The sequence below is a fragment of the Gudongella ferriphila genome, from assembly GCF_046224405.1.
Classification (GTDB): domain Bacteria; phylum Bacillota; class Clostridia; order Tissierellales; family Tissierellaceae; genus Gudongella.
Genome location: NZ_JBJXRK010000010.1, coordinates 38,405 through 62,939 on the forward strand (window position 1 = coordinate 38,405; position 24,535 = coordinate 62,939).

19 protein-coding genes are annotated in these 24,535 nt (G+C 39.5%); 17 read left to right on the top strand and 2 right to left on the bottom strand.

Features of this window, described 5'->3' with window-relative positions; translation table 11 throughout:
* Positions 1 to 63: 63 nt before the first annotated feature.
* Positions 64 to 1,812 carry an NADH-dependent [FeFe] hydrogenase, group A6 gene (locus ACKVDP_RS07545; protein WP_409228208.1) on the bottom strand — a complete coding sequence of 583 codons (1,749 nt, stop codon included), beginning with the start codon at positions 1,810 to 1,812 and terminating at the stop codon, positions 64 to 66.
* A complete protein-coding gene (locus ACKVDP_RS07550; RefSeq protein WP_409228209.1) occupies positions 1,806 to 3,638 on the bottom strand; it encodes an NAD(P)-binding protein in 1,833 nt (610 codons plus the stop codon). Before ACKVDP_RS07550 ends, ACKVDP_RS07545 begins: the two co-directional genes overlap by 7 nt.
* A gap of 490 nt (positions 3,639 to 4,128) precedes the next feature.
* Between ACKVDP_RS07550 and purC the strand changes: the two genes are divergently transcribed.
* The 17 genes from purC to ACKVDP_RS07635 all read left to right on the top strand — a co-directional run bounded on the left by purC (position 4,129) and on the right by ACKVDP_RS07635 (position 24,452).
* Positions 4,129 to 4,833: a phosphoribosylaminoimidazolesuccinocarboxamide synthase gene (purC, locus tag ACKVDP_RS07555; protein WP_409228210.1), complete on the top strand. Its 705-nt coding sequence runs from the start codon at positions 4,129 to 4,131 to the stop codon at positions 4,831 to 4,833.
* A 12-nt stretch (positions 4,834 to 4,845) separates the two neighbouring features.
* Positions 4,846 to 6,237 carry an amidophosphoribosyltransferase gene (gene purF, locus ACKVDP_RS07560; RefSeq protein WP_409228211.1) on the top strand — a complete coding sequence of 464 codons (1,392 nt, stop codon included), beginning with the start codon at positions 4,846 to 4,848 and terminating at the stop codon, positions 6,235 to 6,237.
* A 163-nt stretch (positions 6,238 to 6,400) separates the two neighbouring features.
* Complete coding sequence (purB, locus tag ACKVDP_RS07565; protein WP_409228212.1) at positions 6,401 to 7,831, top strand: adenylosuccinate lyase; 1,431 nt, start codon at positions 6,401 to 6,403, stop codon at positions 7,829 to 7,831.
* A 13-nt stretch (positions 7,832 to 7,844) separates the two neighbouring features.
* Positions 7,845 to 9,119, top strand: coding sequence for an adenylosuccinate synthase (locus ACKVDP_RS07570; protein WP_409228213.1), 1,275 nt, complete (start codon positions 7,845 to 7,847; stop codon positions 9,117 to 9,119).
* Positions 9,120 to 9,593: 474 nt separating this feature from the next.
* Positions 9,594 to 10,241, top strand: coding sequence for a winged helix-turn-helix transcriptional regulator (locus ACKVDP_RS07575; protein ID WP_409228214.1), 648 nt, complete (start codon positions 9,594 to 9,596; stop codon positions 10,239 to 10,241).
* A gap of 219 nt (positions 10,242 to 10,460) precedes the next feature.
* Positions 10,461 to 10,844, top strand: coding sequence for a type IV pilin protein (locus tag ACKVDP_RS07580; RefSeq protein WP_409228215.1), 384 nt, complete (start codon positions 10,461 to 10,463; stop codon positions 10,842 to 10,844).
* Positions 10,845 to 11,575: 731 nt separating this feature from the next.
* Positions 11,576 to 12,697: a DegT/DnrJ/EryC1/StrS family aminotransferase gene (locus ACKVDP_RS07585; RefSeq protein WP_409228216.1), complete on the top strand. Its 1,122-nt coding sequence runs from the start codon at positions 11,576 to 11,578 to the stop codon at positions 12,695 to 12,697.
* Between the two features lie 10 nt (positions 12,698 to 12,707).
* Positions 12,708 to 13,367 (top strand): sugar transferase, encoded by a 660-nt coding sequence (locus tag ACKVDP_RS07590; protein WP_409228217.1) that lies wholly within the window; start codon positions 12,708 to 12,710, stop codon positions 13,365 to 13,367.
* An 83-nt stretch (positions 13,368 to 13,450) separates the two neighbouring features.
* The gene (locus ACKVDP_RS07595; RefSeq protein ID WP_409228218.1) at positions 13,451 to 14,074 is read left to right on the top strand and encodes an acetyltransferase; all 624 of its coding nucleotides are present in this window, start codon (positions 13,451 to 13,453) and stop codon (positions 14,072 to 14,074) included.
* Positions 14,071 to 15,318, top strand: a complete 1,248-nt coding sequence (locus tag ACKVDP_RS07600; RefSeq protein ID WP_409228219.1) for a glycosyltransferase family 4 protein — start codon at positions 14,071 to 14,073, stop codon at positions 15,316 to 15,318. Before ACKVDP_RS07595 ends, ACKVDP_RS07600 begins: the two co-directional genes overlap by 4 nt.
* Positions 15,319 to 15,333: 15 nt before the next feature.
* Positions 15,334 to 16,653 (top strand): nucleotide sugar dehydrogenase, encoded by a 1,320-nt coding sequence (locus ACKVDP_RS07605; RefSeq protein WP_409228220.1) that lies wholly within the window; start codon positions 15,334 to 15,336, stop codon positions 16,651 to 16,653.
* A gap of 32 nt (positions 16,654 to 16,685) precedes the next feature.
* The gene (locus ACKVDP_RS07610) at positions 16,686 to 18,038 is read left to right on the top strand and encodes a phenylacetate--CoA ligase family protein (RefSeq protein WP_409228221.1); all 1,353 of its coding nucleotides are present in this window, start codon (positions 16,686 to 16,688) and stop codon (positions 18,036 to 18,038) included.
* 56 nt (positions 18,039 to 18,094) lie between these two features.
* Complete coding sequence (locus ACKVDP_RS07615) at positions 18,095 to 19,363, top strand: O-antigen ligase family protein (protein WP_409228222.1); 1,269 nt, start codon at positions 18,095 to 18,097, stop codon at positions 19,361 to 19,363.
* Positions 19,335 to 20,528 (top strand): glycosyltransferase family 4 protein, encoded by a 1,194-nt coding sequence (locus tag ACKVDP_RS07620; protein ID WP_409228223.1) that lies wholly within the window; start codon positions 19,335 to 19,337, stop codon positions 20,526 to 20,528. Before ACKVDP_RS07615 ends, ACKVDP_RS07620 begins: the two co-directional genes overlap by 29 nt.
* Before the next feature lie 27 nt (positions 20,529 to 20,555).
* The gene (locus tag ACKVDP_RS07625; RefSeq protein ID WP_409228224.1) at positions 20,556 to 21,647 is read left to right on the top strand and encodes a glycosyltransferase family 4 protein; all 1,092 of its coding nucleotides are present in this window, start codon (positions 20,556 to 20,558) and stop codon (positions 21,645 to 21,647) included.
* Positions 21,648 to 21,689: 42 nt separating this feature from the next.
* Complete coding sequence (murJ, locus tag ACKVDP_RS07630) at positions 21,690 to 23,240, top strand: murein biosynthesis integral membrane protein MurJ (protein ID WP_409228225.1); 1,551 nt, start codon at positions 21,690 to 21,692, stop codon at positions 23,238 to 23,240.
* A gap of 45 nt (positions 23,241 to 23,285) precedes the next feature.
* Positions 23,286 to 24,452 (top strand): nucleotide sugar dehydrogenase, encoded by a 1,167-nt coding sequence (locus ACKVDP_RS07635; RefSeq protein ID WP_409228226.1) that lies wholly within the window; start codon positions 23,286 to 23,288, stop codon positions 24,450 to 24,452.
* Positions 24,453 to 24,535 lie beyond the last annotated feature (83 nt).

Genomic DNA, 24,535 nt, shown 5'->3' on the forward strand with positions numbered 1-24,535 from the left:
GGACAATTGCCAAAGGAAAAGGAGCAGGGTTTAGTCCTGCTCCTTGATGAATCTTCAGGTGTTTTACTTCTCATATTCCCATTTGGTTGGGTTAAGCTCCCATGTCCTGTGGTCTGTGTGCAGGAGCTCGTGTGACTTGTGTGATAGGGGCTTCTCAAAGAATTCCCCATAGCACTTTGTTATTGAAGGGTTCTCATGGGAGAACCTTATATCGCTGATCTTGTCCAAGCCATACAGTACATCGGCCCTGTCGCCGGCAAGCTCCTGGCCGTCCCATATTGGCTGGCCACCGCCACCTGCACATCCTCCAGGACATGCCATGATCTCAACAAAGTCGTACTCCACATCTCCACGTCTTATTGCCTCAACAAGCCTTCTGGTGTTTCCAAGTCCGCTGGCAACGGCAACCCGAAGGTCTGTTCCTGCCAGGTTGAAGGTGGCTTCCTTCCAGCCCTTTCTTCCACGTACATCCTGGAAGGCATCCGGCTCTGGGTTCTCACCTGTTACAAGGAAGTAGGCGCTTCTAAGGGCCGCCTCCATGACTCCACCTGTGGCACCGAATATGACCGCCGCTCCTGAACCAGAGCCAAGGGGTGTATCAAGCTCTTCCTCGGGAAGATTCTTCACATCCAGGCTCTCGGCACGGATAAGCCTTTCAACCTCACGGGTGGTAAGGACAACATCCACATCCTGTCCGGCACCTGCCGAGTTCATCACCGGAAGCCCGGCCTCAAATTTCTTGGCGGTACATGGCATGATGGACACGGAGAAGATCTTGCTTGGGTCCACATCAAGGACCTGGGCATAGTAGCTCTTTGCAACCGCACCAAACATCTGCTGAGGTGACTTTGCAGTTGACAGCTGGTCCAGCATGTCCGGATACTGGCTCTTGATGAACCGGATCCAGCCTGGACAGCAAGAGGTGAACATTGGGAAGGTATGCTTATCAGCATTTCCAAGCCTCTCCACAAATTCGCTTCCCTCTTCCATAATGGTAAGGTCAGCTGTAAAGTTTGTGTCAAATATATAGTCAAAGCCTATTCTTCTTAGGGCCGCCGCAAGTCTCTTGACGGTGGCGAACTCCCTTGGAAGGTCCAGGGATTCTCCCCAGGCCGCCCTTACTGCAGGGGCGATCTGGACAACAAGGATCTTGTCAGGGTCTGCAAGGGCTTCGAATACAACATCAGTGTCATCCCTTTCACGAAGGGCTCCCGTTGGACAGTGGGTTATGCACTGGCCGCACAGGGCACAGTCGGATTCCTCTATCCTAAGGTTTCCGGACACGTCAACATTGGTCCTTGATCCGGTGTTTGCAATATCCCAGACCTTAAGGTCCTGGACCTTGTCACACACCTGGATGCATCTCATGCACTTTATGCACTTCTCGTAGTTTCTGACCAGAGGGAAGCCTTCTGTCCATCTTGCATGGGGAAGGGTCTTCTGGTAGGGGATCTCAATTATCCCAAGGTCGTTGGCAAGGTCCTGGAGGGAGCAGTTTCCGCTCCTTACGCAGACAGCACAGTTTGAGTCATGCTGTGAAAGTATTAGCTCCACATTGGTCCTTCTTGCCTCCCTGACCTTGGGGCTGTTGGTATGGATGACCATGCCCTCCTCAACAACATTGTTGCAGGCGGTCACAAGCCTTTCCCTGCCCTCGATCTCAATTGCGCAGACCCTGCAGGCCCCGATCTCGTTCAGCTCCTCCATGTAGCAAAGGTTGGGGATTGAGACATGGCAGCTCTTTGCAGCATCCAATATGGTCATTCCCTCGGGAACAAGCAGATTGTTCTTATCAATCGTAATATTTACCATCTTTCAGTCCTCCCTCCCTTTAACACTCCAAAGCCGAAGTGGTCACACCTCAGGCATCGGCTTGATTCCTGCATTGCCTCCTGGTATGTCATGGACTTCTCAACAAGGTCAAAGTCCTCAATTCTTTCTGATACCAGCCTTTCTGTCATATTGACCCTTCCGCAAGGAACACGGTCAGACAGGCTGGGCTCTGGAATTTCCACTCCTGATTCTATCTCATGGTGGAAGCCCAGGTAGTTGTCTATATTGGCAGCTGCAACCTTGCCCGCTGCAATTGCCTGGATTACAGTGGCGGGACCTGAGATGCAGTCCCCTCCTGCAAACACTCCAGGAATATCCTTAACATCAGCGGTGCTCCAGGCATCGATGAGACCCTGTCTAACGGGGATTCCATCCTTCTCAAAGTCCCTGGTCTCAATTCCCTGGCCTATTGCAATGACGATCATGTCACATGGGATCCTTACAGGATTCTCCCTGGCATCGGCTGTTTTTGGCCTTCCTCCGGAAATCTTTCCGACGATCTGTGGCTGGACCCAAAGGGCGGTCACATTTCCGTCCTCGTCCTTTTCAATCCTTCCTGGACTTGACAGCTCATATATTGAGCAGCCCTCGGCGATTGCATCGTCGATTTCCTCTTTCATTGCAGGCATATCAGCCTTTCTTCTTCTGTAGATGATATTTGATTCTGTTGCTCCAAGCCTTACGGCCGACCTAGCAACATCTATTGCAACGTTTCCTCCACCAAGTACCAGGACACGCTTGTCCCTAAAGTCTGGATAGATTCCATCCCCGATGTCACGGAGGATGTCAACTGCGGAGTACACTCCAGATGCATCCTCGCCTTCAAGGCCGATCTTCTTGTCGATCTGAGCCCCGATTGCGATGTATACGCTGTCAAACCTTTCCCTAAGCTCAACAACTGAAATGTCCTTGCCCACGGTTATGCCCATATGAACCTTCACTCCAAGGGATAGCATTGTGTCTATCTCTTCCTGGAGAAGGTCCCTTGGAAGCCTGTAGTTAGGAATTCCGTAGCGAAGCATTCCACCAAGGTGGTTCTTGCTTTCATACAGGTCGACCTGGTGTCCCATTAGGGTCAGGAAGTATGCAGCAGAAAGTCCGCTTGGACCTCCGCCCACGATTGCGACCCTCTTTCCGGTCTTTGCGGCAGGCTCTGGAAGAGGTACATCCCCGGCATTGTCAACTGCGAACCGCTTCAGGCCTCTTATGTTTATTGAATCATCCATCATGTTCCTTCTGCACCTTGTCTCGCAAGGGTGCTCACATACATAGGCGCAGGTAAGGGGCATTGGGTTGTCCTTCCTTATAAGCCTTATTGCATCGTCGTATCTCTCCTGGTTTATCAGGGCTATGTAGCCTGGAACGTCCACTCCTGCCGGGCATAGTGATACGCACGGTACAGACTGGTAGAGGCTGAAATTGCAGCGGTCCCTTTCTATGTGCTCCAGATAGTCGTCCCTGAAGCCCTCAACTCCCCTTAGAACCATATGTGCAGCCTCGTATCCGATGGCGCAGTCAGCAGAATTGTAGATACTCCTTGCGGTCTTCTCGATCAGGTCAATGGTCTTTAGGCTTCCTTTTCCGTCCAGTACATCCTCCATAAGGTTGATAAGCTGTCCAAGGCCTACACGGCAGGGTACACACTTGCCGCAGGTCTGGGCATGGGCCATCTTAAGGAAGGATGCAGACAGGTCAATCGGACATAGTCCCGGGGGAGAGGCGGTTATCCTTCTTTCAAGGTCCTTGTACATATCCTCAACTGTTGCCTGGGCCTTGTCCTGGGTGATAATGCTAAGTCTGCTCATTTTTCTTCAACTCCTTCAAAATGATTTGATTGTTGAACCTAAAGCAGGGTTTCCTTATGTAATGATTTGGCGGTTCATCGTGCTAGAAAATTATGTTAATTATATAACAATCCACTCTTTAATCATACACCTATTTCGGAATTATGTCAACAGCACTATCCCATTTCCATTCCATTCCCATTTACAACTTCAGTGTATTGCAGTATAATATTTGAGTGGTATTAATTATGTTAACCAGAAAAATATAAACTTGACCCATAAGTTGGACATAAATTGCAAGGAGACCATGGCACAATATAATGTGTCATACTGAGTGTTGGTAAAGTATCTTAGACCTGTAAGCCCGACCCAAGTAAACCAAGTGGATCTGGAGTAATATCTTTTCCTTTCCACTTCTTGTGCCCGGCCATATAATTGCTCAAAATTTAAATTTTGTTGCAATTAATGGAGAGGGTATCAACTTTCAACTGAAAAGAACGGAGTGATTTCTATGGAAAAGCTTGAAATGCTGTATGAAGGAAAGGCAAAAAAAGTATTCAGGACCAAGGAAGAGGACAAATATATTGTCCAGTACAAGGACGATGCAACCGCAGGAAACGGAGCCAAAAAGGGAACAATCCTTGACAAGGGGATCGTTAACAACAAGATGAGCGCTATGCTCTTTGAGCTGCTGGAGAAGGAGGGTGTTCCAAACCACTTTGAAGAGCTGCTTTCAGACAGAGACCAGCTTGTAAAGGCAGTGGAGATAGTTCCTCTTGAGGTCATAGTAAGGAACATCTCAGCTGGATCATTCTCAAAGCGCTACGGAGTGGAGGAGGGAATCCTCTTTGACGAGCCAGTAGTGGAGTTCAGCTACAAGGTGGACGAGCTGGGAGACCCCCTGATAAACGATTCACATATACTTGCCCTCAAGCTTGCTACTGAAGAGGAGCTGGAGAAGATAAAGAAGATGGCACTTAAGGTTAACAGTGTCCTTTCAGAACTCTTCCTTACTAAGAACCTTAAGCTTGTGGACTTCAAGCTGGAGTTTGGAAAGTACAAGGGAGAGATCATCCTGGCAGATGAAATATCCCCGGACACCTGCAGGCTGTGGGACACTGAGACAGGGGAGAAAATGGACAAGGACCGGTTCAGAAGGGACCTTGGAAACATAGAAGAGGCGTATCAGGAAGTAATGAAGAGACTGGAAAGGTAGGAGAGGATAGATTTGACTAACCTTTATAATGATAAACTGAAGGATGAATGCGGAGTAATAGGAGTATACAACAGGGAAATAAACCAGGACTGCGCAGAGGAGATATATTACGGCCTCTATGCCCTCCAGCACAGGGGCCAGGAAAGCGCAGGGATTGCAACCAACCTTGAAGGGAAGATCTTCACCTACAAGAACCAGGGACTGGTCTCGGATGTCTTTGAGGACCCGGATGACTTCGGAGAACTGCTTGGAAACATAGGAATCGGCCATGTTCGCTATGCCACCTCCGGTGGAGGGGGAGTGACAAACGCCCAACCCCTTATCGTAAACTACAAGAACAGCCACATAGCCCTTGCCCACAACGGGAACCTTGTGAACGCATCGGCCCTCAGGGACATGCTTGAGGACGGCGGGGTGGTGTTCCAGACCAATGTTGACACTGAGGTAATAGTGAACCTTATTGCAAGAAGCCTTAAGAATGGAATAGTTGAGTCCATAAAGAGGGTTGCGGAGATAATCAGGGGGGCCTATGCCCTTGTAATAACAACGGAAAACAAGCTGATCGGCCTCAGGGATCCCTACGGCCTTAGACCACTGTGCCTTGGGGAGACAGAAAACGGATATGTCCTTGCATCAGAGACCTGCGCCCTTGATGCCATCGGGGCCAAGTATGTCAGGGATATTGAAAACGGGGAGATTGTGGTCATAAACGGAGACGGGGTCCAGTCCTACAGGCAGAACACCTGGGTGAAGAAGAGGCTCTGCATCTTTGAGCTTATCTATTTTGCAAGACCGGACTCAAGGATCGACGGAATAAGCGTCTACCAATCCAGACACAATGCAGGGGCGACCCTGGCTAGGGAGTACCCTGTTGATGCTGATGTTGTAATCGGGGTACCAGACTCGGGAGTGCCTGCAGCCATAGGCTATGCCAAGGAATCAGGTATACCCTATGAAATCGGACTAATAAAGAACAAGTATATAGGAAGAACCTTTATCCAGCCAAACCAGAGACAAAGGGAACAGGGAGTAAGGATAAAGCTAAATGTTCTGAAGGAGAACATTGAGGGTAAAAGAGTAGTGATAGTGGATGACTCCATTGTAAGGGGAACAACCTCAAGAAGACTGGTTGAGATCCTTAGGGAAGTAGGAGCCAAGGAGGTCCACTTCAGGGTCAGCAGCCCGCCGGTCAAGCATGGCTGCCACTTTGGAATCGACACACCCTACAGAGACCACCTGATTGCCACTAGGCATGATGTAGAGGAGATACGCCAGATAATTGATGCCGATACCCTGGGCTACCTTTCCACAGAGGGAATGGTTGATTCAGTAGGGGGAGGGGACCTCTACTGCAAGGCCTGCTTTGACGGAGACTACCCAATGGAAGTGCCGGTGGAGGATTAGACCAATTGTCATAAGCGCCTTCGCTTGTGTCATCCCGACTGAAATGGAGGGATCTCGATTTATACTTCTTGTGCCCGGCCATATAATTGCTCAAAATTTAAATTTTGTTGCAATTAATGGATAGGGTATCAACTATCTACTTTTTACGAACGGAGTGATTTTCATGAACGACAAATACATCAGCCCCTTGAGCAAGCGGTATGCTGGGGAGGAAATGCAGAGGCTCTTCTCCAAGGACAAGAAGTTCAAGACCTGGAGGAGGCTCTGGATCGCCCTTGCAGAATCCCAGATGGAGCTGGGGCTAAACATAAGCAGGGAACAGATCCAGCAGATGAAGGACAACATGGACAATATAGACTACCAGGTGGCTGAGGCCAAGGAGAAGGAAATCCGCCACGATGTAATGTCCCACATCTACGCCTTTGGAAAGCAGTGCCCTGATGCCAAGGGAATAATCCACCTGGGGGCAACCTCCTGCTTTGTAGGGGACAATACAGACCTTGTACTTATGAAGGAAGGCCTGGTCCTTGTAAGAAAGAAGCTTATAAACACAATCAAGCTCCTTTCAGACTTTGCCATGGAATACAGGGACCTTCCAACCTTGGGCTTCACCCACTTCCAGCCAGCCCAGCCAACAACTGTAGGTAAAAGGGCAAGCCTTTGGATCCAGGACCTTCTCCTTGACCTTGAGGCATTGGAGTTTGTGATCTCAACCCTTAAGCTTCGGGGAGCCAAGGGAACAACAGGAACCCAGGCAAGCTTTATGGAGCTTTTCGATGGTGACGGAGAGAAGGTCAAGGAATTGGACCAAAAGATTGCAGAGAAGCTGGATTTTTCTGGGACCTATCATGTAACAGGCCAGACCTATTCCAGGAAGGTTGACTTCCAGGTTCTCCAGGTGCTTTCAGGAATAGCCCAGAGCGCCTACAAGTTCTCAAATGATATCAGGCTTCTAGCCCACATGAAGGAGATCGAGGAGCCCTTTGAGAAATCACAGGTGGGCTCATCTGCAATGGCCTACAAGAGAAACCCCATGCGGAGTGAAAGGATGGCCTCCATCGCCCGGTTTATCATCTCCAACTCGATCAACCCGGCCCTTAACACAACAGGTCAATGGCTTGAACGGACCCTGGATGATTCGGCCAACAGGAGACTTTCAATTCCAGAGGGCTTTCTGGCAACAGACGGACTGCTTTCATTGTATATAAATGTGGCGGATGGACTGGTTGTCTATCCCAAGGTGATAGAGAAGCACCTCCAGGAGGAGCTGCCCTTTATGGCCACAGAGACAATCCTTATGGAGGGTGTAAAGCGGGGAGGGGACAGACAGGTCCTTCACGAGGCAATAAGGAAGCACTCCCTTGCCACTGCAGAGAGCATCAAGGTCCATGGCCAGGAGAACAACCTGGTTGAAAGGTTGGGAGAGGACCCTGAATTCAACATGACAGAGGATGAGATCAGGGACATGATCCGCCCTGAAAGGTTTGTGGGAAGAAGTGTTCAGCAGGTTGAGGAATTTGTAGGGGGACCTGTTAAGGATATGCTTGAAAGGTATCCGGAGGATCTTGGAATAGAGGTAAACATTTCCGTATAAGGGGGCAAAGTTGATGAAAACCGCAATTGTAGGAATTAACTGGGGAGATGAAGGAAAGGGAAGGATGGTTGACCTTCTTTCACAGGACCAGGATATCGTAGTGAGATACCAGGGCGGAAACAATGCAGGCCATACAGTGGTAAATGAAAAGGGTAAGTTTATCTTCAATCTCATGCCTTCTGGAATACTGAGGGAGGACATTGTAAACATCATGGGAAACGGAATGGTAATTGACATCGAGCACCTTTGCGGTGAGCTGGACAGCCTTCAGGAGAAGGGAATATCAGTTACGGAAAAGAACCTGCTTATAAGCGACAAGGCTGTAATCTGCATGCCCTACCATGTCCTCCTTGACCAGTATGAGGAGGAGAGGCTTAAGGACAAGAAGTACGGGTCCACAAAAAGGGGAATAGCCCCTGTCTATGCTGACAAGTACAGGAAAAAGGGAATCCGCATGGGTGAGCTCTTTTTTGAGGACTCACTTAAGGCAAGGGTCCAGGATGTGGTGGAATACGAAAACCTCCTTATTGAAAAGGGATACGGAAAAGTCAGGATAGACTGGCAGGAAATGTACTCCTGGCTCCTTCGGTACGGGGAGAGATTAAAGCCATATATCGCCGATGTAGGAGCATTTCTCACAGAGGCTGTCAGGGACGACATGGATATCATGTTTGAAGCCCAGCTTGGGGCCTTGAGGGACATAGATTACGGGATCTACCCCTACACAACATCATCCTCCACAATAGCTGCCTACGCTCCAATAGGAGCTGGAATACCAGGTGAGAAGATGGACAGGACGGTTGGAGTTGTAAAGGCCTACTCATCCTGTGTTGGTGAGGGACCCTTCACTGCAGAGATGGAAGGGGAAGAGGCAGACAAGCTCAGGGAGGCCGGAGCAGAGTACGGAGCAGCTACTGGAAGGCCAAGAAGGGTTGGAGCCTTTGATGTTGTTGCAACAAAATATGGTTGCCTTGTACAGGGAGCAGATGAAATCGCCCTTACAAAGCTTGATGTTCTTTCATACATGGAAAGCATCCCGGTATGTACAGCCTACAAGATAGACGGTGAAAAGACCACCGACTTCCCGGTAGGTCCAAGACTTGACAGGGCAGAACCAGTGATCGAGTACATGTTTGGATGGAACAAGGACATCACAAAATGCAGAACACTTGATGAGCTACCATCAGCAGCAAAAGCCTACATCTCCTACATCCAAAGGGCAATAAGCACCAAGATCACCTACGTCTCCGTCGGCCCAGGCAGGGATGAGTATATAAAGATTGATTAGTTATAATGCATGTCATCTCGAGTTTAATCGAGAGATCTAGTTTTTCATTGAGGCACTTTCTTGCAACCAATAAGGAAGTGTCTTTTTTGTTTTCATCTTTCATTGTCATCCCGACCAACGTGTAGGAATCCCTCTTTTCCTAACCAACTGACCAACTGTCCAACTAACAACATCTTGTCATCCTGAAGCTAGCCGAAGGATCTTGTCTTTTCTCTTTTCTTTTTAACTTTCAACTAAGTTGTCATTCTGAGCCTGCGAAGAATCTTGTATTTGTCTTGTCTAGCTTGTCGAGATATCCCAAGACCTTCGAGCATGACGCTAAAATCTTTCTCCATTGTTCATTGTACTATGTTCAATGTTCGTTGTCTCCTCTCTACCATCAGAAATAAAATTCTGTGAAAGTGTCATTCTTCCATTGCTTACCATTGGTAATAATGTTACAATATAATCGTTCAGCAAACGAATGATTAAGGAGTGAGAAAAATAGAAACAATAAAGGAAAACGGCTTTTTCCTGCCAACATTGAAGTACAAGGAACTGATGATTCTAGAGTATATGGACAACAATCCAGATACAACACAAAAGGAACTGGGAAAGGCTATTGGAGCAGCAACATCAATGATAAATGCATATATAGATGAGTACGAGATGAATGGATATGTAAGAAGAGAATACATAACCTCAAAAAAGGTTAAGTACCACGTAACACCAAAGGGACTGAAAAGAAAAAACTATCTAAACCTGACTTACATTCAGGAGCTAATGGACCTTCATAAATTGGCAAAAGAAGGGGTGGAGGAATTCCTTAAGAGAGTCTCAAAAAAAGGATTCCGGTCAATACTTCTTTACGGAGCTGGTGAAGTAGCTGAAATAATTCTTAATGTTGTGAGAGGCTCAGATGACATCGATCTTGAGATAAAGGCGATAGTGGATGATGACCTGGAAAAGAGAGGTACAGATATCCTCGGTTATCCAGTAATATCAAAGGTTGACATCAAGAAGTATGAACATGACGGAGTACTTGTTTCAAGCTATACTTTTGAAAGCATAATCAGAAACCACCTGCTGCAGCTGGGATATGAGGATGATAAGATAATCCAGTTCTTCGGCGAGTGGGAGTAGGAGAAAAGTTCACAAATCTCAATTCACAGTTCACAATGGAATATAAAGTAAGAAGTGCCAAACAATGTACTGCTTTACTAGATACCTTCCAGTTGTGAAAAGGGAAGTTGATATTGAATAGACAAATGAAAATCATCAATAAATTGATGATTAAGGGAACTAAAACGGGCTATAATCTAGTGTAGGACCTGCTTTCCTTAAGTGGAGGAATGCACTGAGATGATGATTAGTTTATCATTGAAAGAAAAAGCTGGCTTTACTCTCATAGAGTTAATAGTTGTAATTGCAGTACTAGGCATCTTAGCTTCAATTGGGATACCAAGATTTATTGGTATAATTGAAGAAGCCGAGAGAGCAACCTGTCTAGCAAACAGAAATCAACTTGAGAGATATTACAACGGATATCTTGATTCTGAAGGATTGGAACACACATCTTCATTATTTGATAGAGTAATGATAGAGTATTTTGATGGAAAAGACATTTGTCCTAAAAAAGGAACAATTTCTTTTACTGAAGGTAATGTTACTTGTGGAGTTCATATAGAAGAAGACCAAACAGATCAAGATGGTCAAGGTGACTTGGATGAAGTACCATATTTATAGCTATTTTCTTTAACATCAAAGCTAAAAAGTATTAGTATTATTATTATTATGAAAGCAGCGTCCAAAGAATGATTATTAGAGTAGCATATTTGATAAATGATTGGTTGCATAAAACGACGTGAGTATGCTAATAGGATTACAAGATATAGTAGCTCAAAAATATCGGACCACAACATGTAGTTATTAAATCCTCACAAAAGTGGTACATAAAAAACCATTGACCACCATTGAAAGCTAGTGATATCAATGGTTTTAGAAAAAGGTGGTAGATGGTGGTAGACAAAAACTCACATTTAGTGAGAATTATGTGTTTTCGACGTGAGTATGGTAATAGGATTACAAGATATAGTGGGTCAAAAATATCGGACCACAATATGTAGAAACGAAAAACTGTAATTTGTAATTAAGTCGAAAAGATAATTACAGGCTTAAAACCAGTAAAATCAAGGCTTTCAGAGATTTTGTAATTTGTAATTAAGAATTCGCCAAACTTTTTATGTATTTAACGCCGATTCGACGTGAGTATGGTGAAAGGACAAAGACGGTCTAGCCCAGTAAAATCAATAGGTTTAACAGAAAAGCAAAAATGTACATTTCAACAGCACACAAATTATTGATTAGAAAATACAATACAGACTGAAATTTACAAATTTGAAATCAAGAAGGTGCTAAATACATAAAAACACCTCTATACAATACATAGACTTTAGATAAGGAAGGATGACGGTAATATGGCTGAGAATAAAAAAATCTGGCTCGCTTCACCACATATGAGTGATGAAGGTTATGAAATGCAATATGTACAAGAAGCATTTGACACCAATTGGGTAGCACCACTTGGACCAAATGTTAATGAGTTTGAGAAGGAGCTTGCAGCTAAAGTAGGCTCAAAGCACGCTGCGGCTATGACTTCAGGAACTGGAGCCATTCATCTAGCACTTAAAGCTGCTGGTGTTGGCGAAGGAGATGTCGTGTTCTGTCCAACTCTAACTTTTTCAGCTACAGCCAATCCAATCATCTATCAGAACGCTACTCCTGTATTTATCGACAGTGATTATGAAACATGGAATATGGATCCCAAAGCATTAGAGGCAGCCTTCGAAAAGTATGGCGATAAGGTGAAGGCTGTTTTAGTTGTGCATTTATATGGTCTTTCTGCGGATATGGATAAGATTATGGAGATTTGTAACAGGTATGAGGTAACTGTCATTGAAGATGCTGCTGAGTCTCTAGGGGCATATTATAAAGGAAAACATACTGGAACCTTCGGTAAGTTTGGTGTGTTCTCATTTAACGGAAATAAGATCATCACTACTTCAGGTGGCGGTATGCTTGTTTCCGATGATGAAGAGAAAATCAAGAAAGTTAGATTCTGGTCTACTCAGTCGAGAGATGCAGCAAGGCACTACCAGCATAGCGAATTAGGGTTTAATTACCGTATGAGCAATGTCGTTGCTGGGATTGGTAGAGGCCAGTTAAAAGTTTTAGATCAAAGAGTGGAAAAGAAGAAGTATATCTTTGATTTTTATAAGAGAGAACTTGGTCAGTTCGAGGGCGTTGATTTCATGCCAATCAATGACTGGAATGAGCCGAACTACTGGTTAAGTGTGATGATCTTGAAAGGTTCAGTAAGACCCCTTGATGTCATGGAAGCATTAGAGAAAGAGAACATTGAGTCAAGACCTGTGTGGAAACCAATGCATATGCAGCCTTTCTTTGCTGAGTATGATTATGTTGGTTCAGATGTCAGTGAGAAGTTGTTTGAGAATGGTGTGTGCTTGCCATCTGATACGAAGATGACGGAAGAAGATCTTGAGAGAATTTGTTCAATTATAAAATCATTATGGAAATAGAGTGGTTAATATGACTGAGAGTAAAGTTAAAGATGAAGTAAGAGTTAGAAAAGGTATATATCGAAAATTTCTCAAAAGACCAATGGACTTCATTTTGTCTTTGATGGCAATTGTCGTTTTAAGTCCGGTACTAATAATTGTTGGAGTATTAGTGAGATTTAAGCTTGGCAGTCCGGTACTGTTTAAGCAGAAAAGACCAGGGATTTATGAGGGAATTTTTACTATGTATAAGTTCAGAACAATGACTGATGAGAAAGACGAGAATGGGGAGCTGCTTCCAGACAGTGTTAGGTTAACAAAGTTTGGTAGGATGCTGAGATCTACTTCTTTAGATGAGCTACCGGAACTGTTTAATATTCTTAAAGGTGATATGAGTATTGTTGGGCCTAGGCCTTTGCTCGTTCAATACTTGGAGCTATACAACAATCATCAGAAGAGAAGACACGAAGTGAGACCTGGCCTTTCAGGACATGCTCAAGTCAATGGCCGTAATGCTATCAGCTGGGAAGATAAGTTCAATCTTGATGTTGAATATGTTGATAATGTTAGTTTTATAGGCGATTGGAAGATTATCTTTCTCACTATAAAGAAGGTTTTTGTTAAAGAAGGCATTAGTTCAAATACATCGGTTACTATGGAGCCGTTTAGAGGAAGTAAGGTAGAGAATTAGTATTTTGAGATTAATGCAATTATACATTTATTACTTCAGAAAAGCGTAATCACATTATCATTTCAGAGAGGAATGTACTGTTCATGAAAAACAAGTTGATTATTATTGGTGCCAGTGGACACGGAAAGGTTGTCGCTGACATCGCAATAAAAATGAATAAGTGGCAAAGTATCGCATTCCTCGATGATGACGAGTCTATTAAGACATCTATGGGGTTAGAAGTCATTGGTAAGACTGCTGATGCTTTTACATATAAAGATGAAGCTGATTTCTTTGTTGCTATTGGAAGCAATGCAACAAGGGAGAAGATTCAAGAGAAGTTGATAGTTGAAGGGTTAAATGTAGTTAGTTTGATTCATCCCAGTGCGATTATTGGTATGGATGTTGAGATTGGTATTGGCTCAGTTGTAATGGCTGGGGTTGTTATAAATAGTTCTACTAGAATAGGCAAAGGATGTATTATCAATACGAGTTCTAGCTTGGATCATGACAATGTTATGGAAGATTATGTACATATTTCTCCTGGAACTAGTTTAGCTGGAACGGTGAAAGTTGGCAAGGGAAGTTGGCTGGGGATAGGAAGTACTGTAAGCAATAACGTGAACATCTGCAGTGGTTGCAAAGTAGGTGCAGGTGCTGTGGTGGTTAAGGATATTACTGAACCAGGGACATATGTAGGGGTTCCGGTTAGGAGAGTTGATAGATGAGACAAAATATCTGGATTTGGAATCATTATGCGACAAATATGTTTTTTGATCAGGCCGGTAGGCATTATTGGTTTGCAGAGAATCTTATAAAAGAAGGATACAAGCCTACAATCTTTTGTGCCTCTACTAACCACTTCTCAGATAATCATATTGATACTAAAGGGCAAAAGTTTTCTACAGACTCTGTTAATGACATTCCATTTGTTTTTGTTAATACACCTGAGTATAGAGGGAATGGGAAAAAACGAGTGTTGAATATGATTTCGTTCTATAGAGGCCTTTTTAAAACTGCGAGGATGTATGCTGAGTTAAATGGGAAGCCTGATGTGATTGTAGCTTCAAGTGTACACCCACTTACATTAGTTGCAGGCATTAAAATCGCTAAGAAGTTTCACATCCCTTGTATTTGTGAGGTCAGAGATCTGTGGCCTGAGAGTATAGTAGCTTATGGTTCATTAAAGAGAAATAGTTTGATCGCTAAGTTATTATATCAAGGTGAAAAATGGATTTATAAAAAGGCAAATTCAGTAATCATGACTTGGGAAGGTGGGAGTCAATATATTATAAATCAAGGTTGGGAAGAACAGATTGATTTAAGTAAAGTTAAACACATAAGTAATGGAGTGATAATCGATTCTTTTGATAGGAATTCCAAAGAAAACCAGATTGAAGATGATGATTTGAATGACAAAAATTATAAGAATTTAGTATATGCTGGCTCGATTAGGAAGGTGAATAATTTAGGGCTTTTATTAAACGCAGCAAAATTAGTTCAAGAGAAAAATCAACAGATTAGATTCTTAATTTATGGATCCGGCGATGAAAAAGAAATGCTCGAGAATAGATGCAAAGAGGAGCACATAAACAATGTAGTTTTTAAAGGTAGGGTCGAGAAGAAGATGATTCCGTCAGTTTTAAAAAGATCTTATGCAAATATCTTGCACAACTCGAGCACTTCACTCGATAAATACGGACAAAGCCAGAATAAATTCTTTGAATATTTGGCAGCTGGTAGGTGTGTAATACAAACTTATACAACTGGTTATAGTGTTCTTGAAAAATACAACTGTGGAATTAGTGCTGATAAGCAAAAGCCTGAAGAGATTGCAGAAATTATACTCGAAGTATGTAAAGATAATGAAGAAGCTGAACAAATGGGTCAGAATGCAAGAAGAGCAGCATGCGAATTTGACTTCACACATTTGACGAGTAAACTTATAGAAGTTATTGAAAATGTAGAATAAGGAGCGTACATCATTATGAAATTGTATGACAAAATTGTAGAGAAAAAAGAAAAAATCTCGGTTGTTGGTCTTGGCTATGTTGGTATGCCTATAGCAGTAGCATTTTCTAAAAAAGTTGATGTTATAGGTTTTGATCTTAATAAAAAGAAAATCGATTTATATAGAGCGGGAATTGACCCAACAAATGAAGTTGGTAATGACGAAATCAAGAAGACAACTGTTGAGTTCACAGCTGATGAAAGTAAGCTTAAAGAGGCAAAATTCCATATTGTTGCCGTACCAACCCCTATTAATTCAGATAAGACACCAGATCTTTCACCAGTAGAAGGAGCTAGTAGAATTGTTGGTCGGAATTTGACAAAAGGTTCAATTGTTGTTTATGAGTCAACTGTTTACCCTGGGGTAACTGAAGATATTTGTATTCCAATATTAGAAGAAGAGTCAGGACTAAAATGTGGGGTTGATTTTAAAATTGGATACTCACCAGAAAGAATTAATCCAGGAGATAAAGTACATAGGCTTGAGAATATCATAAAGATAGTTTCGGGTATGGATGAAGAAAGCCTGGATGAAATAGCTAAAGTTTATGAATTAGTTATTGAAGTTGGAGTCCACAAGGCAGGCTCTATTAAAGTTGCTGAAGCTGCTAAAGTAGTAGAAAATAGCCAGCGTGATATTAACATTGCTTTCATGAATGAGTTGGCAATGGTGTTTGATAGAATGGGAATAGATACTAAAGAAGTTGTTGAGGCAATGAACACAAAGTGGAATGCGCTTGGGTTCACTCCAGGTCTTGTTGGTGGCCATTGTATAGGTGTAGACCCTTATTACTTTGTATATGAAGCAGAAAAGTTAGGTTATCACAGTCAAATAATTTTATCAGGACGAAAAATTAATGATGGTATGGGTAAGTTTGTGGCAGATGCAATAATTAAGAAACTTATCTTAGCGAATAAAGTAGTAAGACAAGCTAAAGTTGTTATTCTAGGTTTAACATTCAAAGAAAATACACCTGATACTAGAAATTCAAAAGTTATAGACATTATAGATAGTCTTAGAGAATATGAAATAGAACCGATTATAGTAGATCCAGAGGCTGATGTAGCTGAAGCAAAACATGAATATGGTGTTGACTTGGTGGATATCAAGGAAATAAATGATGCTGATTGCTTAGTATTAGCAGTAGCTCATGACATCTTTAAACAAATGAGATGGGAAGATATTGATAATCTATATGGAGATTTTGAAAGTCATGAGAAGGTCCTTATTGATGTAAAAAGTATTTTAGATAAAAAAGAAATCGAGGAAAAAGGATATAGTTATTGGAGATTGTAGATTTAAATGTTTAAAGGAAGGTGAAGATTACTGTGAGAGACTTGATATTTAAAATATATTTGAATTCACCTTTTATATTGAAAAGATTGTTTGCAAATATTGAAGGTATCAGAAGAGACTTTTACCGAAAAGGCAAAAAGAAGAATGTTTCAGACGAAAATCATTTCCGTAATCTATTTAGTTATGAATCTAACTTTGATTTAAAGAGGATTCAAAGATTATTTAATGATGCCAGTAAAAACGTTGAGTATTATAGTTTTTTAAAAGACTTAAAAGTTAGTACTCAAGATGACTTTAAAGAAGTTCCTGTATTGACTAAAGATGAAATAAGGGGAAATAAGGACTCCTTAATTTCTAAGAAAACACATAACAAGCGAGAGTTATGGAATGGGTCTTCTAGCGGTTCTACCGGAACACCTCTGAAGTACTATCGTGATCGAAATAGTGTTCTAGCTAGTCAGTTAAATAATACTGAATATTATAGATATTGCGGATGTGATATCAATAGCAAAAAAGTCCGTATTTCTGGAGTTAAGATAACTAGTTTTAATAGAGAAAAACCACCATTTTGGATATATATTGATAAATATAAACAGTTGCAGTGCAGTACTTATCACATATCTAAAAATTCATATAGAGAGTTCCTAAAACAGTTTGAAAGAGTTGGTGCAACATATGGAACTGGTTTTCCTTCAGGGTGGTACGCCCTGGCAGAGCTAATGGACTTAGATAACAAAACTTTTGAGAAATTTGATGCTATTATAACTGATAGTGAAGGTATTAACGATAAGCAACGGAAAACTATTGAAAAAGTTTTTAAATGTCCCGTTTACTCAACATATGGGTTAGGTGAGGTTGGAATGTTTGCAGTAGAATGTGAATTTGGCAATTACCATATTATTCCTACCCATTATGTAGAAGTACTCAAAAGTAATGGTGATATTGCACCTGATGGTGAAATAGGAGAGATTGTTGTCACAGATTATAATAGCAGTAAATTTCCATATATCCGTTATGCAACTGGTGACTTGGGGATTCTTAAAAATAATAACTCTTGCAAATGCAATATGAAGACACCTTATTTGACAGAGATTATTGGTAGAGTTGAGGATTATGTTTTAACAAAGGATGGAAGGAAAATAACCAGGCTTACTCAAATTGTCAAACCTGCAATTGGTATAAAAGCAAGTCAAATAATTCAAAATTCGAAAGACAATATATTGATCAAGGTTGTTCCTGCTGAAAATTTTGATCCTCAATCAATGGAGTTGGTACTAAATAATGCTAAAGAATTTGTGGGAGATATGAATATTACGTGGGATAAAGTGGAGTCTTTAGAAAAAATGCCAAGCGGAAAAGTAAAATTTGTAATACGAAAAATATAAAGCATTATATTTTTAGAAAGATTAATCGATATTCAAGATTAGAATGAGGGATAATAATGAGCAAAAAAAAGAAATGCGAAATGGTTTATGAAGAGAGTAAAGATGTTTTTTTTGCGAAAATGTCATTGATACTATTGTTAATAAACCCATTTCAATATTTCATTGGGTTATTAGGTATTAGGTATATTGAAGTAATATCAAGCAGTGCACTAATTATATTAATGTTAATTAAAAATCGTAAATATCTTAATAATTTTTCAATAGATTCAGTATCCTTATATCTATTCTTTTCATTAGCAGTCATGATTAGCGGATTCAGCTATCAAGATTATCTTATTAATTGGATAGGAATTATATACTTCTTGCTATTTTCAACTTTACCTTGGTACGTTCTTGGCAGAAAGACAATAAATTACAAAAGCACCATCAGTTACTTAACAAGTCACAATTTTGTAATATTTCTTTTTGTGGGATTAATGTATTTGCATAAATCATTTTTAGGTATAGTAAAAGTTGGTGACATGGGACTATCATACGCAGCTTTACCTATAGCAATCTTATCAACGTATGCTCTGTTCTCAGGCAAAAAGAAAATGCAATTAATATATTTGTTTTTCAGTTTATTTATAATTGTTACTGTAGGTTCCCGAGGACCATTATTAGCATATTTAGCATATGTTATTATTTATATGCTTATCAACTTTAAAAAGCATTATATTTTAGTAACTATAGTTACCGTATTAGGAAGTGTTTTTTATTTTAATTTTTATAAAGCTATTTCTTATATAGTAAATTTTCTAGCAAAAAAAGATATTTATAGTAGAACTTTGTATAAAATATTAGATGGCACAATTACTAGTGGGACTGGAAGGGATAGTCTATTCGAAGAATCTATCTATCTAATTAGAAATAATCCATTCACTGGAGTGGGTATTGGGGTCGAGAGAATACACATTTTTGAAAATGTCTACTCTGCGATGGGGAGAAGTCAAATGCTTTCATCATCATATCCTCATAATTTATTCATTGAGTTAATTGTTCAATTTGGCGTTGTGATTGGGTTGTTAATTAGCGCAATAATATTAGTTATAACAATAAAAGCTATCTTCACTGGAGATTCATATAGTAAAAACTTTGCTCTTATTTTTTTTGGTATTGGATTTATGCAATTAATGGTATCTTCAAGTTATTTATTAAGTCCCTATTTTTTCTATTTTATTGGAATTGCATGGACTATAGCGGCCAAAAGAAGCAAGAGAAAATATTGTGTTACACAAGAGAAAAGGAGACAAATTCATGAAAATTGCAATAATACCAACGGGTAAACTACCAATTCCTGCAGTAATGGGTGGTGCCGTAGAGACCGGAATACAACAGTTAATTGAACAAAATGAAATTCATGAACTATTAGATATTACTGTTTTTAGTATAAATAATAATGAGGCTAGGGAAGAATCGAAAAAATACAATAATACTAGATTTGTTTTTTTAAACAATCCTAAAATAGCTTCAAATATAATAAGGATAATAAATAAAATTTTTAGAACATTAGGTGTTAAATTTGTTTTGAATCATAATTACTTTTTTAATCGAGGGATTGTAAAGTTTTTGAAAAATCATAAGTTTGATCATATATTATTAAAAAATGCGATCAGTTCCACATTACAGATTTCAAAGGTTGCAGGAGATAATTTAATCCTCCAACTACATAATGATTTTTTAAATTCTGAAGTATACAAGGCTGAAACTATATACAATAAATGCAATAAGATATTCGTTAATAGTAATTACATTAAAGATAGAGTGCTAACAATAAAAAATAGCGATGCCAGTAAAATCTTTGTTAATAAAAATTGTACAGACCCAACGGTATTTAACAGAGAATTGTATTTAGATTATGTCCAAGAATTTAAAAACAAATACAATATTAAGAATAACGAAGTAGTGATTCTTTTCACTGGAAGGATTATACCCGAAAAAGGAATTGCTGAACTGATACAAGCAGTAAAAAAATCATCCAATAAATACAAAATAAAATTACTTATTGTTGGTAGCAAGTGGTTTAGCAATAATAAGAAAAGCTCCTTCGAAAAGTATCTAGAATCAATATGCACAAGTATCGAAGATCAAATAATATTTACAGGTTATGTACCTTATCAAGAATTACCAAAAATTCATGCGATATCAGATATAGCTGTAGTGCCGTCTATATGGGAAGAGCCTGCAGGACGAGTTGTTATAGAAGCTGAAGCTTCAGGTATACCTGTTATAGTAACTGACGCAGGAGGTATTTCTGATTATATTAATCCCAAAAGCTCAATTGTTGTGAATAGAGATGATAAGTTTGTTGACAATTTGAGTGAAGCAATAAACAAATTAATTGAAGATAAGGCATTAAGAACGCAAATGGGGATGGATGGAAGAAAATTCGCATGTGATTTTAGCCCGGAACATTATTACAATGAGTTAATTGAGTTACTTAAATACTAAATAAAGTCTATCCTGTGGAGGATTCAAATGGTAAATAAAACTTCTGAAAACAATAAACGAAAAGTATTAGTCATTGGTCCAGGAATTGATGCTATAGGCGGTATTCCTGAATACATAAGAGGACTTGTAAAGTCCAAATTAATTGAAAAGTACGATTTTATAATATTTGATACGTTAAAAATCAAGAAAAGAAAAGGTTACGTTAAAAAGAGTAGAATCTCAATTCAAGAGGTAGTCAATAGTTATAGAGTTGTAAGGAACTATTTAAAACTTCTTGATAAAAACCCCCATTCTATAGTGCATATCCATTCAAGCTCATATTGGGGATACTATGAGAAGCTTCTAATGGCTCAACTAGCAAAATGGAAAAATCAAAAAGTTGTTTTGCACATACATGGAGGAAGCTTTGTCCAGTTTTTCAATAAGTTAAGACTAAAGAAATTTTTCTTGAACGTTATGTCAAAATTCAATTCTGTTATCGTGCTCACCGAAGAAATGAAAAAAACAATTGATATTCCTAATGTTAGTATAGTACCCAATGCTGTCGATATTCCTGAAATAAGTTTTGAATATAATAGAAAAAAGATAGTTACATTTTTAAGTGTTTCAGTATTAGAAGAGCGAAAAAGAGTAGGGTTGATGCTCGAAGCGGCTAAGATTCTAAAAGAAAGAGGTAAGCATTTCAAATTAATGATTGCCGGTGATGGTCCGGAAAAAGACAATATAGTTGAATATATATCAGAGAATAGTCTGGATGATGTTGTTGAATTTCTTGGAGTTGTAAAAGGAGAAGAAAAAGACAAAGCTTTTAGAAATTCGGATGTTTTTATTTTGGCGTCAGCTAGTGATAGTTTTGGGATTGTTGTAATTGAAGCAATGAGTTACGGAAAAGGAATTATTACAACACCAGTGGGCATATCACCTCAGATTGTAAAAAATAATACTAATGGTTTACTTATTGAAATTGACAATCTTGATAGCCTGGTGAATGCTATGGATAAGTATATATCCAGTAATTTATACAACTCAAATATGATAGAAGAAAACTATAGGATAATAAAAGATTTATATTCTTGGGATTCAATAGTTGAAGAATTGGATTTATTATATAAAGGATAGAAAATATCATAATAAATCTACACAGTGGTTGGAGGGGGAAAATTGAATGATTCAAAAAATGCGGTAAAATCTGTTGCTATTATAGTTGCTTTTACCTTGATAAGTAAAATTATGGGTTTCATCAGAGATGCAATTATTGCAGCGAAATTTGGTTCTGGTGAATTAACAGATACTTTTTTTGTGTCCTTAACGGCGATTTCATTATTTACTATAATGCTAACTCAAGCAATTAATAATACGTTAATACCTGTTTTGACAGAGATTGAATCTCAAGAAGGTAAAAAAGCTAAGCTAATAAGTGCAAGCAACATATTGAATTTTGTAATATTGGGAACTATTTTGTTCACATTCTTAGGATGGATTATATCACCATTGCTTATAAGAGTGATGGCAGTTGGATTCGAAGGATCACAATTTGATTTAGCAGTTAAACTAATGAGAATAGGATTGCCCTCACTTATTTTTGCAGGTATAGTAGGAGTTTTAAGAGGTTTGTTGCAAAGTGAGTCAAAATTTGCTGAATCTGCAGTTTCTCAGATTCCATTTAATCTTGTCTATATTTTCTATCTACTAGTATTGGCAGAGTCTTTTGGTATTATTGGATTAATGTTTGCAAGTGTTGTCGCAGTTGCATCACAAATTTTAGCACAACTACCAGGTTTGAAAAAAATTAAATATAAACACAAAAAACATATCAATATTAAAGAAAAGTATATTGAGAAAATAGTTAAACTAGTTCCGCCAGTTATTTTAAGCGTTGCAATTAATGACGTTAATAAGATTATAGATAAATCACTAGCTTCAACTTTAGTAGCAGGGAGTGTATCTGCACTTAATTATGCTAATAGACTTAAAGATTTGATACTGGGTGTTTTTGTAACAGCAGTAGTCACTGTAATTTATCCTATGCTTTCAGTTGAAGCAAATAGCACATCGAAGGAAAATTATAAGAAAGTTATCTCTAAAGGAATAAATATAATCATTATAATCACTGTTCCGGCTACATTAGGAATGATTGCTTTATCAACACCTATAACAAGCTTGGTTTTTGAAAGAGGATCCTTTGACTCATTTGCGACTAATATGACATCTGTGGCTTTAGTATTCTATTGTGTCGGATTACCCACAATGTCCTTAAGAATTTTTCTGGACAAGGTTTTTTACTCAATTCAAGATACAAAAACTCCTATGATTAATGGGTTTATTGCAGTAGCCATAAATATTGCTTTAAATTTTATGCTTATAAAATTTTTAGGGCATGGTGGATTAGCTTTAGCAACCTCAATATCTTCAGCTATAACATCTGTTCTTTTGATTTATAAATTGCGACAGAAGATAGGAGCTTTAGGATTAAAGAGAAATGCGGTGACAACTGTAAAAGTCTTTGTTGCATCACTATTTATGGCTATTGGGACAAAATATTTATATGATTATTTGATCAATAGTTTTGGGATTAATAATATCTCTAGTGCATTGATACTGATATTAACAGTGATAATCAGTTCAGTAGTATATATTATCTTAATTAATATCATGAAAATAGAGGAATTTACATGGTTTCTACAGTTAATTAGGAGAAAGTTAAAAAGATGAAAATAGTGCTAGGATATAAGACGAATTTAAAGGGGGTATTAAAACATGAAAATAACAATTGCCGGGACAGGTTATGTTGGTCTGTCAAATGCGATACTTTTAGCACAACACAACGAGGTTATCGCGCTCGACATCATCAAAGAAAAGGTCCAGATGGTCAATAACAAGAAATCTCCTATCATAGATCCTGAAATCGAAGAGTATCTAGCTACGAAAGAACTTAACCTAACTGCAACGACTGATAATTACGAAGCTTTCAAAGATGCTGAATATGTTATCATTTCAACACCAACGAACTATGATCCTGAGAAGAATTATTTCAATACAAGAACGGTAGAAGCTGTAATTGCAAATGTCTTATCGATAAATCCTGATGCTGTCATGATCATTAAATCAACAGTGCCAGTTGGTTATACAGAATCAATCAAAGAGAAATTTGATACTGAGAATATCATCTTCTCTCCGGAGTTCTTAAGAGAGGGGAAAGCACTTTATGATAATCTTTATCCATCAAGAATTGTAGTTGGAGAGCAGTCTGAAAGAGCAAAAGTATTCGCTGAGTTGTTAGCACAGGGAGCACTTAAAGAGAATATTGATATTCTTTACACTGAGTCTACAGAAGCGGAAGCCATCAAACTTTTTGCTAATACTTATCTTGCACTTCGAGTAGCATTCTTCAATGAGCTTGATTCATACGCAGAAGTTAGAGGGCTAAATTCACAGCAAATCATAGAGGGTGTTGGCCTCGATCCTCGTATTGGCAGTCACTATAACAATCCATCATTTGGTTACGGTGGATACTGTTTACCAAAGGATACAAAACAATTATTAGCTAACTATTCAGACGTACCTCAAAACATCATGTCCGCCATTGTTGATGCAAATAGAACGAGAAAAGATCACATCGCTGATATGATCATCAAGAGACAGCCTAAAATAGTTGGAATCTATAGACTTACTATGAAGATGGACTCTGACAACTTCCGTCAGTCTGCTATCCAGGGTGTTATGAAGAGAATCAAAGCTAAAGGGATTGAAGTAGTGGTATTTGAGCCAGCCCTTCAGGAAGATGAGTTCTACAACTCAAGAGTGATCAAGGACTTCGATGAGTTCAAGAAGATCTCTGATGTTATCGTAGCAAACAGATTATCTGACGAGATTAAAGATGTAGTAGACAAGGTCTATACAAGAGATTTATTTAGTAGAGATTAATGATACAAGCCCTAACACCGTTTAGGGTTGTTTCAAAATAGTAGGGGTACTATCAACACAGCCCAAATATCAACACAAAGGAG

Excerpts from the sequence above, each read along its gene's own strand:
- ACKVDP_RS07585 (WP_409228216.1), top strand. The coding sequence starts at position 11,576 with ATGGCTGAGAATAAAAAAATCTGGCTCGCTTCACCACATATGAGTGAT.
- ACKVDP_RS07635 (WP_409228226.1), top strand. The coding sequence starts at position 23,286 with ATGAAAATAACAATTGCCGGGACAGGTTATGTTGGTCTGTCAAATGCG.
- ACKVDP_RS07600 (WP_409228219.1), top strand. The coding sequence starts at position 14,071 with ATGAGACAAAATATCTGGATTTGGAATCATTATGCGACAAATATGTTT.
- purB (WP_409228212.1), top strand. The coding sequence starts at position 6,401 with ATGAACGACAAATACATCAGCCCCTTGAGCAAGCGGTATGCTGGGGAG.
- ACKVDP_RS07625 (WP_409228224.1), top strand. The coding sequence starts at position 20,556 with ATGGTAAATAAAACTTCTGAAAACAATAAACGAAAAGTATTAGTCATT.
- ACKVDP_RS07605 (WP_409228220.1), top strand. The coding sequence starts at position 15,334 with ATGAAATTGTATGACAAAATTGTAGAGAAAAAAGAAAAAATCTCGGTT.
- ACKVDP_RS07570 (WP_409228213.1), top strand. The coding sequence starts at position 7,845 with ATGAAAACCGCAATTGTAGGAATTAACTGGGGAGATGAAGGAAAGGGA.
- ACKVDP_RS07590 (WP_409228217.1), top strand. The coding sequence starts at position 12,708 with ATGACTGAGAGTAAAGTTAAAGATGAAGTAAGAGTTAGAAAAGGTATA.
- ACKVDP_RS07580 (WP_409228215.1), top strand. The coding sequence starts at position 10,461 with ATGATGATTAGTTTATCATTGAAAGAAAAAGCTGGCTTTACTCTCATA.
- ACKVDP_RS07615 (WP_409228222.1), top strand. The coding sequence starts at position 18,095 with ATGAGCAAAAAAAAGAAATGCGAAATGGTTTATGAAGAGAGTAAAGAT.
- ACKVDP_RS07595 (WP_409228218.1), top strand. The coding sequence starts at position 13,451 with ATGAAAAACAAGTTGATTATTATTGGTGCCAGTGGACACGGAAAGGTT.
- ACKVDP_RS07550 (WP_409228209.1), bottom strand. The coding sequence starts at position 3,638 with ATGAGCAGACTTAGCATTATCACCCAGGACAAGGCCCAGGCAACAGTT.
- purC (WP_409228210.1), top strand. The coding sequence starts at position 4,129 with ATGGAAAAGCTTGAAATGCTGTATGAAGGAAAGGCAAAAAAAGTATTC.
- ACKVDP_RS07545 (WP_409228208.1), bottom strand. The coding sequence starts at position 1,812 with ATGGTAAATATTACGATTGATAAGAACAATCTGCTTGTTCCCGAGGGA.
- ACKVDP_RS07620 (WP_409228223.1), top strand. The coding sequence starts at position 19,335 with ATGAAAATTGCAATAATACCAACGGGTAAACTACCAATTCCTGCAGTA.